16 protein-coding genes are annotated in these 11,800 nt (G+C 59.4%); 7 read left to right on the top strand and 9 right to left on the bottom strand.

Annotated elements, in window-relative coordinates:
* Positions 1–161: 161 nt before the first annotated feature.
* Positions 162–446 carry an SCP2 sterol-binding domain-containing protein gene (locus AO692_RS23415; protein ID WP_054312480.1) on the bottom strand — a complete coding sequence of 95 codons (285 nt, stop codon included), beginning with the start codon at positions 444–446 and terminating at the stop codon, positions 162–164.
* Between the two features lie 377 nt (positions 447–823).
* Here AO692_RS23415 and AO692_RS33210 point away from each other — a divergent pair, with 377 nt between their 5' ends.
* From AO692_RS33210 to AO692_RS23390, 6 genes are all read left to right on the top strand, one after another.
* Complete coding sequence (locus AO692_RS33210; protein WP_161808122.1) at positions 824–973, top strand: hypothetical protein; 150 nt, start codon at positions 824–826, stop codon at positions 971–973.
* Between the two features lie 228 nt (positions 974–1,201).
* On the top strand, positions 1,202–1,510 hold the full coding sequence (locus AO692_RS23410; protein ID WP_054312479.1) for a DUF982 domain-containing protein: 309 nt from the start codon (positions 1,202–1,204) through the stop codon (positions 1,508–1,510).
* 118 nt (positions 1,511–1,628) lie between these two features.
* Positions 1,629–1,811: a CsbD family protein gene (locus tag AO692_RS23405; RefSeq protein WP_054312478.1), complete on the top strand. Its 183-nt coding sequence runs from the start codon at positions 1,629–1,631 to the stop codon at positions 1,809–1,811.
* A 69-nt stretch (positions 1,812–1,880) separates the two neighbouring features.
* Positions 1,881–2,279, top strand: a complete 399-nt coding sequence (locus AO692_RS23400) for a PRC-barrel domain-containing protein (RefSeq protein ID WP_054312477.1) — start codon at positions 1,881–1,883, stop codon at positions 2,277–2,279.
* Between the two features lie 136 nt (positions 2,280–2,415).
* Positions 2,416–3,942, top strand: a complete 1,527-nt coding sequence (locus AO692_RS23395) for a helix-turn-helix transcriptional regulator (RefSeq protein ID WP_054312476.1) — start codon at positions 2,416–2,418, stop codon at positions 3,940–3,942.
* A 36-nt stretch (positions 3,943–3,978) separates the two neighbouring features.
* Positions 3,979–5,274, top strand: coding sequence for a glucoamylase family protein (locus AO692_RS23390; RefSeq protein ID WP_054312475.1), 1,296 nt, complete (start codon positions 3,979–3,981; stop codon positions 5,272–5,274).
* Positions 5,275–5,460: 186 nt separating this feature from the next.
* Here AO692_RS23390 and AO692_RS23385 read toward each other — a convergent pair whose 3' ends face one another.
* The 4 genes from AO692_RS23385 to AO692_RS23370 all read right to left on the bottom strand — a co-directional run bounded on the left by AO692_RS23385 (position 5,461) and on the right by AO692_RS23370 (position 7,976).
* Positions 5,461–6,177: a Bax inhibitor-1/YccA family protein gene (locus AO692_RS23385; RefSeq protein ID WP_054312474.1), complete on the bottom strand. Its 717-nt coding sequence runs from the start codon at positions 6,175–6,177 to the stop codon at positions 5,461–5,463.
* Between the two features lie 23 nt (positions 6,178–6,200).
* A complete protein-coding gene (locus AO692_RS23380; RefSeq protein WP_054312473.1) occupies positions 6,201–6,965 on the bottom strand; it encodes an anti-sigma factor in 765 nt (254 codons plus the stop codon).
* Positions 6,962–7,492: a sigma-70 family RNA polymerase sigma factor gene (locus tag AO692_RS23375; RefSeq protein WP_054312472.1), complete on the bottom strand. Its 531-nt coding sequence runs from the start codon at positions 7,490–7,492 to the stop codon at positions 6,962–6,964. The genes AO692_RS23380 and AO692_RS23375 overlap by 4 nt, the downstream gene beginning before the upstream one ends.
* 241 nt (positions 7,493–7,733) lie before the next feature.
* Complete coding sequence (locus AO692_RS23370) at positions 7,734–7,976, bottom strand: hypothetical protein (protein ID WP_054312471.1); 243 nt, start codon at positions 7,974–7,976, stop codon at positions 7,734–7,736.
* A 45-nt stretch (positions 7,977–8,021) separates the two neighbouring features.
* Between AO692_RS23370 and AO692_RS23365 the strand changes: the two genes are divergently transcribed.
* Positions 8,022–9,593, top strand: a complete 1,572-nt coding sequence (locus AO692_RS23365) for a GGDEF domain-containing protein (RefSeq protein WP_244483464.1) — start codon at positions 8,022–8,024, stop codon at positions 9,591–9,593.
* A gap of 200 nt (positions 9,594–9,793) precedes the next feature.
* On the opposite strand, the gene AO692_RS23360 is transcribed toward AO692_RS23365, so the two are convergent.
* The 4 genes from AO692_RS23360 to AO692_RS23345 all read right to left on the bottom strand — a co-directional run bounded on the left by AO692_RS23360 (position 9,794) and on the right by AO692_RS23345 (position 11,800).
* Positions 9,794–10,330, bottom strand: coding sequence for a hypothetical protein (locus AO692_RS23360; RefSeq protein WP_054312469.1), 537 nt, complete (start codon positions 10,328–10,330; stop codon positions 9,794–9,796).
* Between the two features lie 7 nt (positions 10,331–10,337).
* Positions 10,338–10,745 carry a hypothetical protein gene (locus tag AO692_RS23355; RefSeq protein ID WP_054312468.1) on the bottom strand — a complete coding sequence of 136 codons (408 nt, stop codon included), beginning with the start codon at positions 10,743–10,745 and terminating at the stop codon, positions 10,338–10,340.
* A gap of 8 nt (positions 10,746–10,753) precedes the next feature.
* Entirely contained in the window at positions 10,754–11,299 is a 546-nt protein-coding gene (locus AO692_RS23350) for a rod-binding protein (RefSeq protein ID WP_054312467.1), read from the bottom strand.
* Between the two features lie 114 nt (positions 11,300–11,413).
* A complete protein-coding gene (locus tag AO692_RS23345) occupies positions 11,414–11,800 on the bottom strand; it encodes a hypothetical protein (protein ID WP_054312466.1) in 387 nt (128 codons plus the stop codon).

Genomic DNA, 11,800 nt, shown 5'->3' with positions numbered 1-11,800 from the left:
GACGGCGGCGGGCGGGTTTCGGCTCAGTCCGCCGCCGTTGCCATCAGGCGGGCATAGAATTCGATCAGCCGTTTCAGATTGTGCAGCGGTTCCGTAAGAAACGGAAACGCTCTGGTGACCGCCATCCCAATGAGACGGCGGTCGGTACGATGTTCTTCGGGTTAGCCGATCAACTGGCTGAGTGCCATGGCAACCGACATGTCACCCTCGATCTTCAGCTTGCCGGTCATGAAGGCCATGGTCGGGTTGAGATCGCCGGCGATCAACGATTCCAGATCGTCGAGTGAAAGCTTGATGGTACAGTCGGTCGGAGCATCCGTGGTCGAGATCGATGCGCCATCGATGACGATGACGCCATCGGAGCCGGTGTCGAACTTCACCGACTTGTCGAAGCCGGCGCTTTCGACCTTGGACTTGAGGCCTGCCGCGATTTCCTGAACGCCCATGATTGTCTCCCTGTAACTGCGCGTCGCGCGTGTTTGTTTCAGCCCGGTCTTGCCAGACGCTGCGGCGCGCAAGCCTCGCGCGAAGTCGCGCTTCAAGGAGGCATCGTCACCGTGCTCGTCTATAGCCTCTGGTTGACGTTTACGTCAACGTGATTTCTGGGTGTCTTGAGATGGGCGGTGGAGATCTGGCGATGCTGGAGCCTTGCGCGCCGTGTTTCGCTTGGCGCATCTGCATCTGGACGACCAGATGCAGATGTATCTGTTCCGGTCGATCGGCGGCCACTACCTTTAATTCGCTGAGAAGACCTTTGGTAACGGGCGTTCTGAAAGTAGCGGGCAGAGACCCACGGTTTCTCCAGTGCAACAGGGAGGCTCGCATGGTGACGAAACTTAGAGACAAGCTAGGCGCCGGACTAAGCGACCAGAAACCGATCGAGGGTCCGGGCGTCGGAATCATCGTGTCGCTTGCTCTCATCATCGCGATGTCGATGTTCGGGATCGCCTATCTGGCGATGTCCATATTCTAGAGCAATACCAGGAAAAGTGTTTCACGGTTTTCCGTCCGGAATTGCGTAAAAACAAAGAGTTAGAGCGCTTCCGCGTTCCGTGAAAGACGGAAACGCTCCAGGGTTTCGTCCGGCGGTGCGAATGCATCAGAGTGACTGATGCAGCCGCTTCTACCGAACCATGACTGACAAACTACCTGGATACCTTGACCACCATTTCCTGCGGGAAAATCAACGAATGGAGGCATCGTGCGCAACGTTGTTTTCGATCCCTTTACAATAGAGTTGCCCGGCCAGGGCGGCATTGTCGTGCGCAACACCGATCAGGCGGCCGAGATCCTTTCCCGTCATTGGCACGGCATCAAAGGCCCGATGTATCTGTTGGCCGTGCAGACCTCGATGGAACACATGCTTGCAAGACGACTGCCGCAGGAGGTGCGCCATGCTGTCCTCGCGGCCGCGGAAGAGGCCCGGTTTCCGGTCTCCTATGAAACTCCAGGCGAAGGTGTGGGCGGACGTCCTTGCGATGGCTTCAAACGGGCCGGCTCGAAGAAGTGATGCAACTGCATCACTCAATCTGATCCAGGAATGTCTTTTGAGGCTCGACCGAACTTCATAGTTTCCAGCTTCCCGAACACATCAATCAACGGTTCGGGTCAAACTTTGGAGAAATATCATGGACAAGGATCGCATTACGGGTGCCGCAAAACAGGTGAAGGGCACCATCAAGGAAGCTGCCGGCAAGGTAACCGGCGATACCAAAACTCAAGCCGAAGGCAAAGCCGAGAAGGCTGCTGGCAAAGTTCTCAGCACGGTCGGGGGCGCCAAGGATGCCGTGCGCGATGCGCTGAAGAAATAGCTCGGGCCGCAGCATCACCCATACGCTGCGTTCTTCCGTATCCATCAGACCCAAATCAAAGGATTTCTCATGCGTAACATATTTGTGGGCGCTGTCCTGCTTTCCGCTGTTGTCATTCCCGCCTTTGCCCAGACCACAACGCCGGCAACTGAACCGCGCTTCGTATCCGTCACCGACACGAGCGTGCTCTCATCCAATGTTGTTGGTCTGAATGTCCTCAACGCGGGAGACGAGACCGTCGGTGAGATCAAGGATGTCGTGGCTTCCAAGGAGAACGGAATCGAGGGATTTGTCGTGTCGGTGGGCGGCTTCCTGGGTATGGGAGAGCACTACGTTGTCGTCGATCCTACGGCCCTGGCGATCAGCTATGACACCGCCAACAAGAAGTGGCAGGCCAGGATGAATGCAACGGCTGACCAGCTCAAAGCAGCCCCGGCCTTCACCTATGAAGGCAAGTGGAAATCCTAAACGCGTCAGTTCTGACGCATGAAGCGTTTCCAGTCTTGCTCCTTCATACGGGAATGCTTCGCGCGCAATGCATGGTCGGCTGGCTCGTGCCAGCCGACCATGTTTTTCATGCAGCAACCACGGTAAGGTCAGACGCATGGGTTCTGACATTGATGACGAAGCGATTCTCACAGAGCAGACGGATCGTCGACAGTTGCAGGAGATTGTCGCCGGTCTCGGCGAAGGTATCCTGTTGATCGACCCCGCCGGGGACATCGTCTGGGCGAACCAGCAGGCACTCGTTCTGCACGATGCCACAGACCTTTCCGAAATTGGCCCCACAGCCGCGGACTACCGCAAACGCTTCCTGCTCAAATATCGAAACAACCATACGCTCACGGCGGATCAGTATCCGATCGACCGACTGCTTGCCGGGGAGGCGTTTGAGGATGTGACGGTCGAAGTCACCAAGGTGCCCGGGGACGAAGAAAACCCATGGCGGTGCTTCCACATGCTGCGGGGAATCGTGCTGACCGACATCAAAGGAAAGCCGGAATCCTACGTGCTTGTCGTCCAGGACATGACCGAGCGCTTCACAGCCGAGGAGCGCTTTGAGCGCACCTTCAACGCCAATCCAGCGCCGGCGATCATCTGCCGGCTATCCGATCTGCGCTATGTCAAGGTCAATCAGGGCTTTCTGGAGATGACAGGCTATGCCGCGGCGGACCTGATCGGCCGTTCGGCATACGAGATCGACGTGCTGGAAGGTGCAGGAAGCAAGGATGAGGCGATTGCCAGCCTGCGCGAAGGCAAGACGATTCCGCAGACGGAGGCGACGTTGAAGCTGCCGCAAGGCGGCTCGAAATTCGTGATCGTCGCCGGTCAGCCGATCGAGATCGGGGAAGAAGCGTGCATGCTCTTCACCTTCATGGACCTGGAACCGCGCAAGAAAGCGGAAGACGCGTTGCGACAAAGCGAAGAACGCTTTGCTCGCTCGTTTCGTCTCACGCCGATTCCGACCTTGCTTGCGACACGCGAGGGTTATCGGATCCTCGACGTCAACGACGCCTTCACAACCGTGCTTGGTTATGCCGAAGAAGAAGCGACCGGCCGCACAGGACCGGAGCTGCCGATGTGGATGAGTGGTGCATCGCGCCGCCAGGTAGAGCGGGAGATTGAGAGGACTGGCGGCTTTCGCGACATGGAAGTCCAGCTGCGCACCAAACAGGATGAGATCCTCGACTGCCTGCTGTCGGCCGAAACTGTGCCCATCCACGGCCAGGAATGTGTGCTGATCGTCATTCAGGATATTACCGAGCGCAAGCGCTCCGAAGTGGAACTGATCGCTGCAATCGAGGCCGTGATGCAAGATACGTCATGGTTCAGCCGCACGGTCATCGAAAAGCTCGCCAGCCTCCGGCATCCGGGGCAGTCGAACAAAGGTGTCTCCGGGCTTTCCGATCTGACAGCCCGCGAGAAGGATGTGCTGGGGCTGATGTGCCAGGGCCTGAGCGATGCCGACATCGTCAAGAAGCTGGGACTGACCCGTAACACAGTGCGCAACCATGTCGCGCGGATCTACAACAAAACGGGGGTCCACAGCCGAACCGCAGCAGTCGTCTGGGCACGGGAGCGCGGATTTACGGGAGCCGCAAGCAGTCATACTTCCCGTCGCCTGCCCTAGACGCGCTTCCGCCTCAGTCTTTCGCCCCTGACAGTCATGGACGTCACACCCGTAAAAGAGTCCGATGAGACGTTGCTGGAGGGTCTCCAGCGGCGTTCGTTCGCTTACTTCCTGCAGGAGACCGACCCCGGGACCGGCCTGGTGGCCGACAGGAACCGATCCGGTTTTCCTGCAAGCATTGCCGCCACAGGCATGGCGCTCTCGGCTTATGCCGTTGGCGTGGAACGTGGCTGGATAAGTCGCGAAGAGGCTTGCGGACGGACACTCACGACCCTGCGCTTTCTCTGGGGCTGCCATCAAGGGACGGAACGGAACGCAACCGGCTACATGGGTTTTTTCTATCATTTCCTCGACATGAAGACCGGACAGCGTGCCTGGAACTCGGAACTCTCCACCGTGGATACGGCACTCCTCATGGCGGGGGTTCTGAGCTCTGGCGCCTATTTCGATCTGGATTGCGAGGAAGAGCAGGAAATCCGCGCGCTAGCCACAGCGCTCTATCGCAGGGTCGACTGGCGCTGGGCACTGGATGGTGGCGTCTTGCTGAGCCACGGATGGAAACCGGGTCGGGGTTTCCTGCCTTATCATTGGAAAGGATATGACGAGGCATTGATCCTCTACGTGCTGGCCCTCGGTTCTCCCACACACTGCATCGGACCCGAAAGCTATTCCGCGTGGCTTTCGGGTTATCGCTGGAAGACCATCTATGGTCATGAGTTCGTATATGCGGGCCCGCTGTTCATCCATCAGATGTCGCATCTGTGGATCGACTTCCGCGGCATTCGTGATGCCTTCATGCGCGACAAGGGGCTCGACTATTTCGAAAACAGCCGGCGCGCGACCTTGGTCCAGCGCGAATATGCCATCCGAAACCCGCGGGGGTTCGAAGGTTACAGCGAGAATTGCTGGGGTGTGACGGCCAGTGATGGGCCGGGAAAGCGACGGGAGACCATCCATGGCATCGAGCGATATTTCCATGGCTATATGGCTCGCGGTGTTCCGTTCGGCCCCGACGACGGCACACTCTCACCATATGCGGCACTCTCGTCGCTCCCCTTTGCGCCAGAGATCGTTCTGCCGGTCATGCGCCAGTTCCAGGCGATTGATCCGGCCCGCGACAATCCCTACGGCGTCACCGCAAGCTTCAATCCAACCTTTTGCACGACAGACGGACATGGCTGGATCGCTGAAGATCACATCGGGATCAATCAAGGGCCTATAGTGATGATGGTCGAGAACCATCGCTCCGGGCTTCTTTGGCGTCTTATGCGGAAATGCCCCTACGTCGCTGCGGGACTCTGGAAGGCTGGATTTACAGGTGGCTGGATTTAGGCGGATGCCGTGCGTTTGAAGCAAGAAAGAAAAAGCCTGCGCACGCCGTTGCGCAGGCTGACAAAGCCGCATCCCGGAAAGGCGACCCAACAAGAGACGGCTCTCGTCGTCTTGTGGCATAGAAGCTGACTAAAACTCCATGTCGTCCATGCTGGTCTCCTCGACTATGCGGTTTATCGAGTGCGCTTACTCGCGCTCGCCGGTGAAGTTCAGCAGCAGCTGGAAGATGTTGACGAAGTTCAGGTACAGCGAGAAGGCGCCCCAGACGGCCATTTTCTGCCGGGACTCGCTGTCGAAGTGCTCGGCGTACTGTTCCTTGATGTTCTGCGTGTCCCAGGCGGTCAGGCCGAGGAAGACAAGGATGCCGATGACCGAGATCGCGAACTGCAGGGCTGACGAACCGAGGAAGATGTTGACGATGCTGGCGATGACGACGCCGATCAGTCCCATGATCAGGAAGGACGAGAACTTCGTCATGTCGGTCTTTGTCGTGTAGCCGTAGAGGCTCATTGCACCGAACATCGTGGCGGCGATGAAGAATGTGCGCGCGATCGAGGTGCCGGTGAAGACGAGGAAGACCGACGCGAGCGACAGGCCCATGACCGCGCAGAAGGCCCAGAACATGGTCTGTGCGCCGGCGGCGGACATGGTCTGGATGCGGAACGAGAAGAGCAGCACGAAGGCGAGCGGCGCGAGCATCACCACCCATTTCAACGGGCTTGAGAAGATCGGCACATAGAGCGCGGGAACAGAGCTCACGGTGAAGGCGACGACGCCTGTCAGGACAAGCCCGAGCGCCATGTAGTTGTAGACGCGCAGCATGTGCTGGCGCAGGCCTTCGTCGAAAAGGACGGCGCTGGGCTGGCCGAAGCCGGCATGTTGACGGTAATTGGGCGAGTTCATGTCAGGTCTCCTTGAGTGGATGGTCAGTAGAGGCTGTCGGCAAGTTTCTTGGCCGAGGCGCCGAGCTCCCTCGGATTGCCGCGTCCGACCAGGGTGTAGGCGACTTCGCCGATCTGGAAGTAGCTCGATGCGGTACCGTCGATGTCCGTCTGTGCAGGTTTGACGACGTCGAAAGTTCCCGGCCGAACCGCGAACAACGATGCATCGCCGATTGAATCCGAATAGACCGCCAGTTCGACGCTTGGACCGAAGCGGGATGGATAGATCTGGACATCCCTGACGTTCCAATCCTTGGGCAGCACAGGCATGGTGATCGCGGTCGCCGACAGGATTTCGGCTGGATCATAGTCGCGGACTTTCGGCTGCGACGTCATGGAGGCGCGCAGCAGGCTGGTGCCGTGGGCGCGGACGGCCTCCTCGACATAGGCCGGAGGCTGAACCGAAGCGATCGACTGGCTGACGCCAAACGGTCCGATTGCTCCATGAGCGATCCAGCCGGCACCGACGAACATAACCACTGCCGCTGCGCGTTGGAGCAGGACGGAAATCCGACCTCGGAGAAGACCGCGCTGGAGCCGTCGTGCCGCTTCCGTCGTGCTCGACCGTACCGCGCGCGATGGCGCTGAAAGGGCCAGGCGCAGTTCATCATGCAGTCGCAGGTCCGCCATTACGCGGGCGGCTTCGTCGGGGCGGGCGGCAAGGTAGGCCTCGACGTCGATCCGACGCGACGTGTCGAGCTGATTGTCGACATAGCCGAGGATATCAGTGTCCGTCACCGGATCCGTCATGACAGTCCTCCTACGATCCTGAGATGCCCCGGCCGGGATGAAGGGTTCTCTTCCATTTCACGCAGCGCCGCACGAGCGCGCCCGAGGCGTGACATCAACGTGCCCACCGGAATGCCGAGCGCATCGGCAGCCTCCTGGTAGGCGAGCCCCTCGATCGCCACGAGATGGATTGCCGCTCGTTGTTCCTCGGGCAGTGCGAGGAAGTTCTCCCGCACCTGCGCAAGACGTGCCGAATGTTCCTGCGGCGCTTCCATGGACGCATCGGCAAGCTGCGCTGCGGCATCAATTCGTTGCTGTTCGGCGCGAGCCGAGCGCATGCGGTCGATGAAGGTATTGTGGAGGATCGAAAGCAGCCAGCCGCGCAGATTGCTGCCGGATCGGAAGCCCGAGCGGCGTTCATATGCGCGAACCAACGCGTCATGAACGAGATCCTCAGCGTCCGCGTCATTGCGCGTTAGGGAGCGCGCATAGCGACGGAGCGAGCCGAGCTGAGCGAATACATCAAAGGATGACCGTCTGGTCTTCATGCGAGGTATACGGTGCCTGTCCGACATTTAATCCCTCGCGGCGCGAAAGAATCTTCGGGGCTCGTCGCAGGAAGTGAGCCCGTTGCTGAGTATACAGGTGAGCAAGCCGGCGAATGGGATCGTTTGGACGGCTGTCACAGGCGAAGGGCGAGGAATCCGATACGAAACGGACATCCTCCGAAGCAAAATGCTCGCGCATGACAGACGTCATGCGAAATTTGCAACTACCCTGCAGCGAGGATCAGACTGTCGGAGGCGCGCAGGCGTCGTAGGCGTGAACCAGACCAACAGGCACACACGGTCCAGGATCCGCTGTGCTCTCGCCGGCCGCCGAGAGCTGGGCCAACATGATTGCGGAAGGCAACATCCCTACCGCATCGTCCATGCTGACCTTCAGATGCAGCGGACGATTGGTCTTCGCCGCTGTTGCGACGACCGTGCGTTTGTGGATCGTCTGACGCGCCAGAGCCAGCTCGGTGTCCATTGTTTCGGTCCAGCCCGACGATGACGAAATGGCAGCTGGCCAAACGTGAAGATCGCGGCCAGGAATAACATCGCGGCTGACGGCAGCGTCAGTTTCAGCTGTCTCGCATGTCCACGATGGTTCATGAAGCTCCGTCGGCTTGGATCGGCCAGATACCCATGTAGTCATACCCACTTCCCATTCCTAGCGTTGCTGATCACATTGCTGCGCATGCTTTGTTGCGGGTGTTGCGGCTCCGGACGGAATACCTTAGATGGCCAGCCGGCAGCGGCATGTCTCAAGGTAGCGGTGGACAACGCCGCAAGGCGCAACGGGAGGCGTCATTGGGGCGCCGCGCTCGGGGGTTATCGCAACATGTCCGGTTTTCTGGTTCTGCTTGTGCAGGCCTCCGTCTATTTCGTCGCGATGGCGCTCGTGTTTCGCGTCAGGACAAGCCTCGGCATAGGCGTCTTTTTCTGCACGCTTGGAGCGATGCATTTCCTGGAGACCTATCTCGCTGCAGTGTATTTCATCCAACTGCCGTTCGGGCTGATCTCGCCGGGTTCAACCGTGATGTTTGCCGGCAAGCTCGCCTTCTTCCTGCTGCTCTACATCAAGGAAGATGCCGAAAGCATGCGGCAACCCACTTACGGCCTGCTCATCGGCAATCTGCTGATGGTGGTGCTGGCCCTGCCGTTGAATTACTACAGCGATCCGGCGCAGCTGGCCTGGCGCCAGCCGGAGATGGATTTCATCAACCAGATCGGTTTCCTGATGGTCTGGGGGACTGCTCTGCTTTTTGTGGACTTGATCGGCATGGTGCTGCTGTTCGAGCGGCTGGGATCAATCGTCACAAACACAATCCTGGGCCGGATGTTCATCAGTCTGGCCATCGTCCTGAGTTTCGACCAACTGTTTTTCTATCTGGGCCTGTATCTCGTGACCGGGGCTCCTCTGTCCGCCTTTTATGGTGGATGGATCGCCAAGATCGGCTCGGCACTCTTCTTCAGCGTGATGCTGGCGCTTTATCTGCAGTTCGTTGAAAAGAGCCCGCTTCCCGTCGGGGTGAAACGAGCCACCGATGTATTTGACAGGCTCACCTACCGGCATCGCTATGAGAAACTCGTCGGGCGCATTGGTAAAGACCCTCTGACAGGCCTGCAGGATCGTGGCCAGCTCGATGAGAAGGGTCCGGCCATGTTGACGGAAGCGCTCAAGTCAGGTCTTCCGCTGAGCTTGATGATGATCGACATCGATCTCTTCAAAGCCGTCAACGACAACCATGGACATGCCGAAGGCGACAGGGTTCTTCAAGTTGTGGCGACCGCTCTTTTGAATGCCAAGCGGGAAGGTGACGAGCTTTTTCGTTATGGCGGTGAAGAATTCGCCCTGCTTTGCCCGGAAGCGGCGGCAGGGGCAGCCATGCTTGCCGAACGCATGAGGGCGGCTGTTGCCGATACGGTCCATCCCAAACTGAACCGGTCGGTGACGGTCAGCATCGGCATCGCGACCTGCCCCGCCAACGCCAGGGATTTTCGTGAGCTCCTGATGCTGGCCGATGTCGCATTGTACGAAGCCAAGGCGCTGGGCAGGGACCGGGTATCCGTTTCCGCCATGAGCATAGGCGCGTATCGGTGACGTGAGCGCTTCAGGCTAGGCGTTGAGGCTTGGGGGCTATGGAAGCGCTTCCGGTCGGCTAGACTTTCATTTCCATGTGCTGCCCCAGCGTCTTTCGACGGGCATTGGAGCAATTCCAGGAAAAGTGTAACGGTTTCGCGTCCGGAATTGCGAAAAATGGGTTGGAGTGTTTCTCCGTTTCCGTGAAAAATGGAAACGCTCTAGTGGCCGGCAGGCGCATCCGCTTTCGGCTGCAGCGGCTTCATGATCGGTTCCATCAGCCCGTTGCCGCGCCGCTTGATGGCATTGTCGCGAATCTCGTCCTTGGCGAGATAGTTGACCTGGTTGACCAGCACATCGTGGATGAGTTCAATGCCGACACGGGCGTTGACGCTCTCGCGGATCGAGTTGCGGAATTTGTCGAGGTCGATCGTGTCCTCCTTGGACAAATCGATCTGCGGGTTGGCGTAGAGATAGGAGTAGACCTGGTCGGTGATCAGTGCCTGGGCGGGCACGGAAAGCTTCGCCATCTCCTTCGGTTCAACCGTGTAGACCAGCTTGGTCAGGAAATAGCCCTGCACAACGGAGCTGCGGATAATGGGCACCGAGATGATTTCGGTCGAGACATAATCCAGCCCGCCGAGCAACGGCTTCGGCGTTGGGTCATCGCCGCGCGCACCTGCCGCCTGGAAGGCGTAGAAGGTCGCGCCGACAGTGGCGGCGACGATCCAGAGCGCAGCGATGAGGAACTTGATCATGGCCTGTTTACGACTTGGCCCAGCCGAACTCGCCGGCGGAATAGGTCCCGTCGGCCTCGGCGTGCTGGATGGCGTTCTTCATCAGGTTCGCCACTTCGCTGACGGCGCTGAGATGGGCGAGCAAAGCGGCTTCGTTGCGTTCAAGCTTGCCGCGCAGACGCAGCAGGCCTTCCTTGTGCTCGTCGACGAGCTCTTCCACGGTGATGTTCTTGACGGCGCGATTGAGCTCGTAGAGGCAGCGGCTCTTGCGCGCGTTGGAGGCCTTGAGGTCGAAATTCATGTCGGTACGGATTGCAGCCGTCTCCGTCTCGACCGCTTCCTCGATGCGATTGATAATGGCGGTCAGGCTGCCGACCCTGGAAATGGTGAGGTCGGAATGCGCCATGCGGCCTGAATTGTGCTCCAACTGATCCATGGTTGTTCCTAAACCCTCGTCTTCGTTTCAATCGGCGCCGCATCGCCGTCCAGCGAGCGGACCATCCGGCGCTGAATTTCCTGCACGAGCGAATCCGACAGCCGGTTCTGCTCGTCTATCGTCGCTTTTTCCGGTCCACCCGTGACAGGACCGACCGGGATGGTGCGTTCGCCGTCGCGATAATGGTCGACCAGCATCGAACGGGCGATGCCGATGCCGCCGCGCTCGGCCATCACATCGGCCATGTGTTCGGCAAGCTGCGATTTCCACATGTCTCCCGCCAGGCCCTTGCCGTAGACGCTTTCGGCGTCCTTCGGCAGCATGTTCTGGATGAAGGTCTGCAGCACCATCGCTTCGAAGCGCTTGAATTCCTGGCTGCGATCCGTTCCGGCGGGCGCTCCGGCGGGGCGCGACCCCATATCGCCATCCACCGAAAAGGCGACGGAGGCGCCGCCGGCACGCTTGGTCAGCGCGGCACGGGCGGCTTCCACGTCCATCGGTTCGGCGGCGCGGGCCACGTCCAGGACGATGTCGCTGGGAGGGGAGATCGCCAAAAAGCTGTACCTTCCTGCTATTATGCGTTGAGTGATGATGGCCGAACAAGCTTGCCGCAGGCTTGCGGGGACGGCATGGTCTGTCGTCTGGATGTCATCTTCATTTCATCGTCTTCATTTTTCTGGGCCGCGCTTCTGCTCGATCAGGTCGAGCCGTTCGCGATCGGAGCGCTGGCGCTCGTCCTCCCGGCGCGCGTCGCGATAGGCGCGCTCGACCATGTTGGTCCGTGCCGTTGCGGTGGCAAGATTGCCCGCTTCGCGGCGCGCATCGTCGAGCGCGCGGTCACGCTCGGCGTGGGCCGCCGCGATCCGCTGCTGGTAAATTTCAGGAAACAGTGTCGACAATGAATCCGGCGCGTCGAAGCGCGCCGCGATTTCGGATGCCTCCTGTTCGGCGGCGACGGCCTTGGCCAGGAATCCTGCGCGGCGCATCTCGTGCAGCGCCTTCAGTTGTTCCTGCACTTCCACAAGCTTCTTCAAACGGTCCTTGCGGGTGGTCAT

Origin of the sequence: Mesorhizobium sp. 1M-11, from assembly GCF_001303895.1 — a bacterium.
GTDB lineage: Bacteria > Pseudomonadota > Alphaproteobacteria > Rhizobiales > Rhizobiaceae > Mesorhizobium.
This window is presented reverse-complemented; position numbering and strand designations above follow the sequence as displayed.

Excerpts from the sequence above, each read along its gene's own strand:
- AO692_RS23385 (WP_054312474.1), bottom strand. The coding sequence starts at position 6,177 with ATGAACTCGCCCAATTACCGTCAACATGCCGGCTTCGGCCAGCCCAGC.
- AO692_RS23400 (WP_054312477.1), top strand. The coding sequence starts at position 1,881 with ATGCGTAACATATTTGTGGGCGCTGTCCTGCTTTCCGCTGTTGTCATT.
- AO692_RS23375 (WP_054312472.1), bottom strand. The coding sequence starts at position 7,492 with ATGAAGACCAGACGGTCATCCTTTGATGTATTCGCTCAGCTCGGCTCG.
- AO692_RS23405 (WP_054312478.1), top strand. The coding sequence starts at position 1,629 with ATGGACAAGGATCGCATTACGGGTGCCGCAAAACAGGTGAAGGGCACC.
- AO692_RS23380 (WP_054312473.1), bottom strand. The coding sequence starts at position 6,965 with ATGACGGATCCGGTGACGGACACTGATATCCTCGGCTATGTCGACAAT.
- AO692_RS23355 (WP_054312468.1), bottom strand. The coding sequence starts at position 10,745 with ATGGATCAGTTGGAGCACAATTCAGGCCGCATGGCGCATTCCGACCTC.
- AO692_RS23390 (WP_054312475.1), top strand. The coding sequence starts at position 3,979 with ATGGACGTCACACCCGTAAAAGAGTCCGATGAGACGTTGCTGGAGGGT.
- AO692_RS23345 (WP_054312466.1), bottom strand. The coding sequence starts at position 11,800 with ATGACCACCCGCAAGGACCGTTTGAAGAAGCTTGTGGAAGTGCAGGAA.
- AO692_RS23415 (WP_054312480.1), bottom strand. The coding sequence starts at position 446 with ATGGGCGTTCAGGAAATCGCGGCAGGCCTCAAGTCCAAGGTCGAAAGC.
- AO692_RS33210 (WP_161808122.1), top strand. The coding sequence starts at position 824 with ATGGTGACGAAACTTAGAGACAAGCTAGGCGCCGGACTAAGCGACCAG.
- AO692_RS23370 (WP_054312471.1), bottom strand. The coding sequence starts at position 7,976 with ATGGACACCGAGCTGGCTCTGGCGCGTCAGACGATCCACAAACGCACG.
- AO692_RS23360 (WP_054312469.1), bottom strand. The coding sequence starts at position 10,330 with ATGATCAAGTTCCTCATCGCTGCGCTCTGGATCGTCGCCGCCACTGTC.
- AO692_RS23395 (WP_054312476.1), top strand. The coding sequence starts at position 2,416 with ATGGGTTCTGACATTGATGACGAAGCGATTCTCACAGAGCAGACGGAT.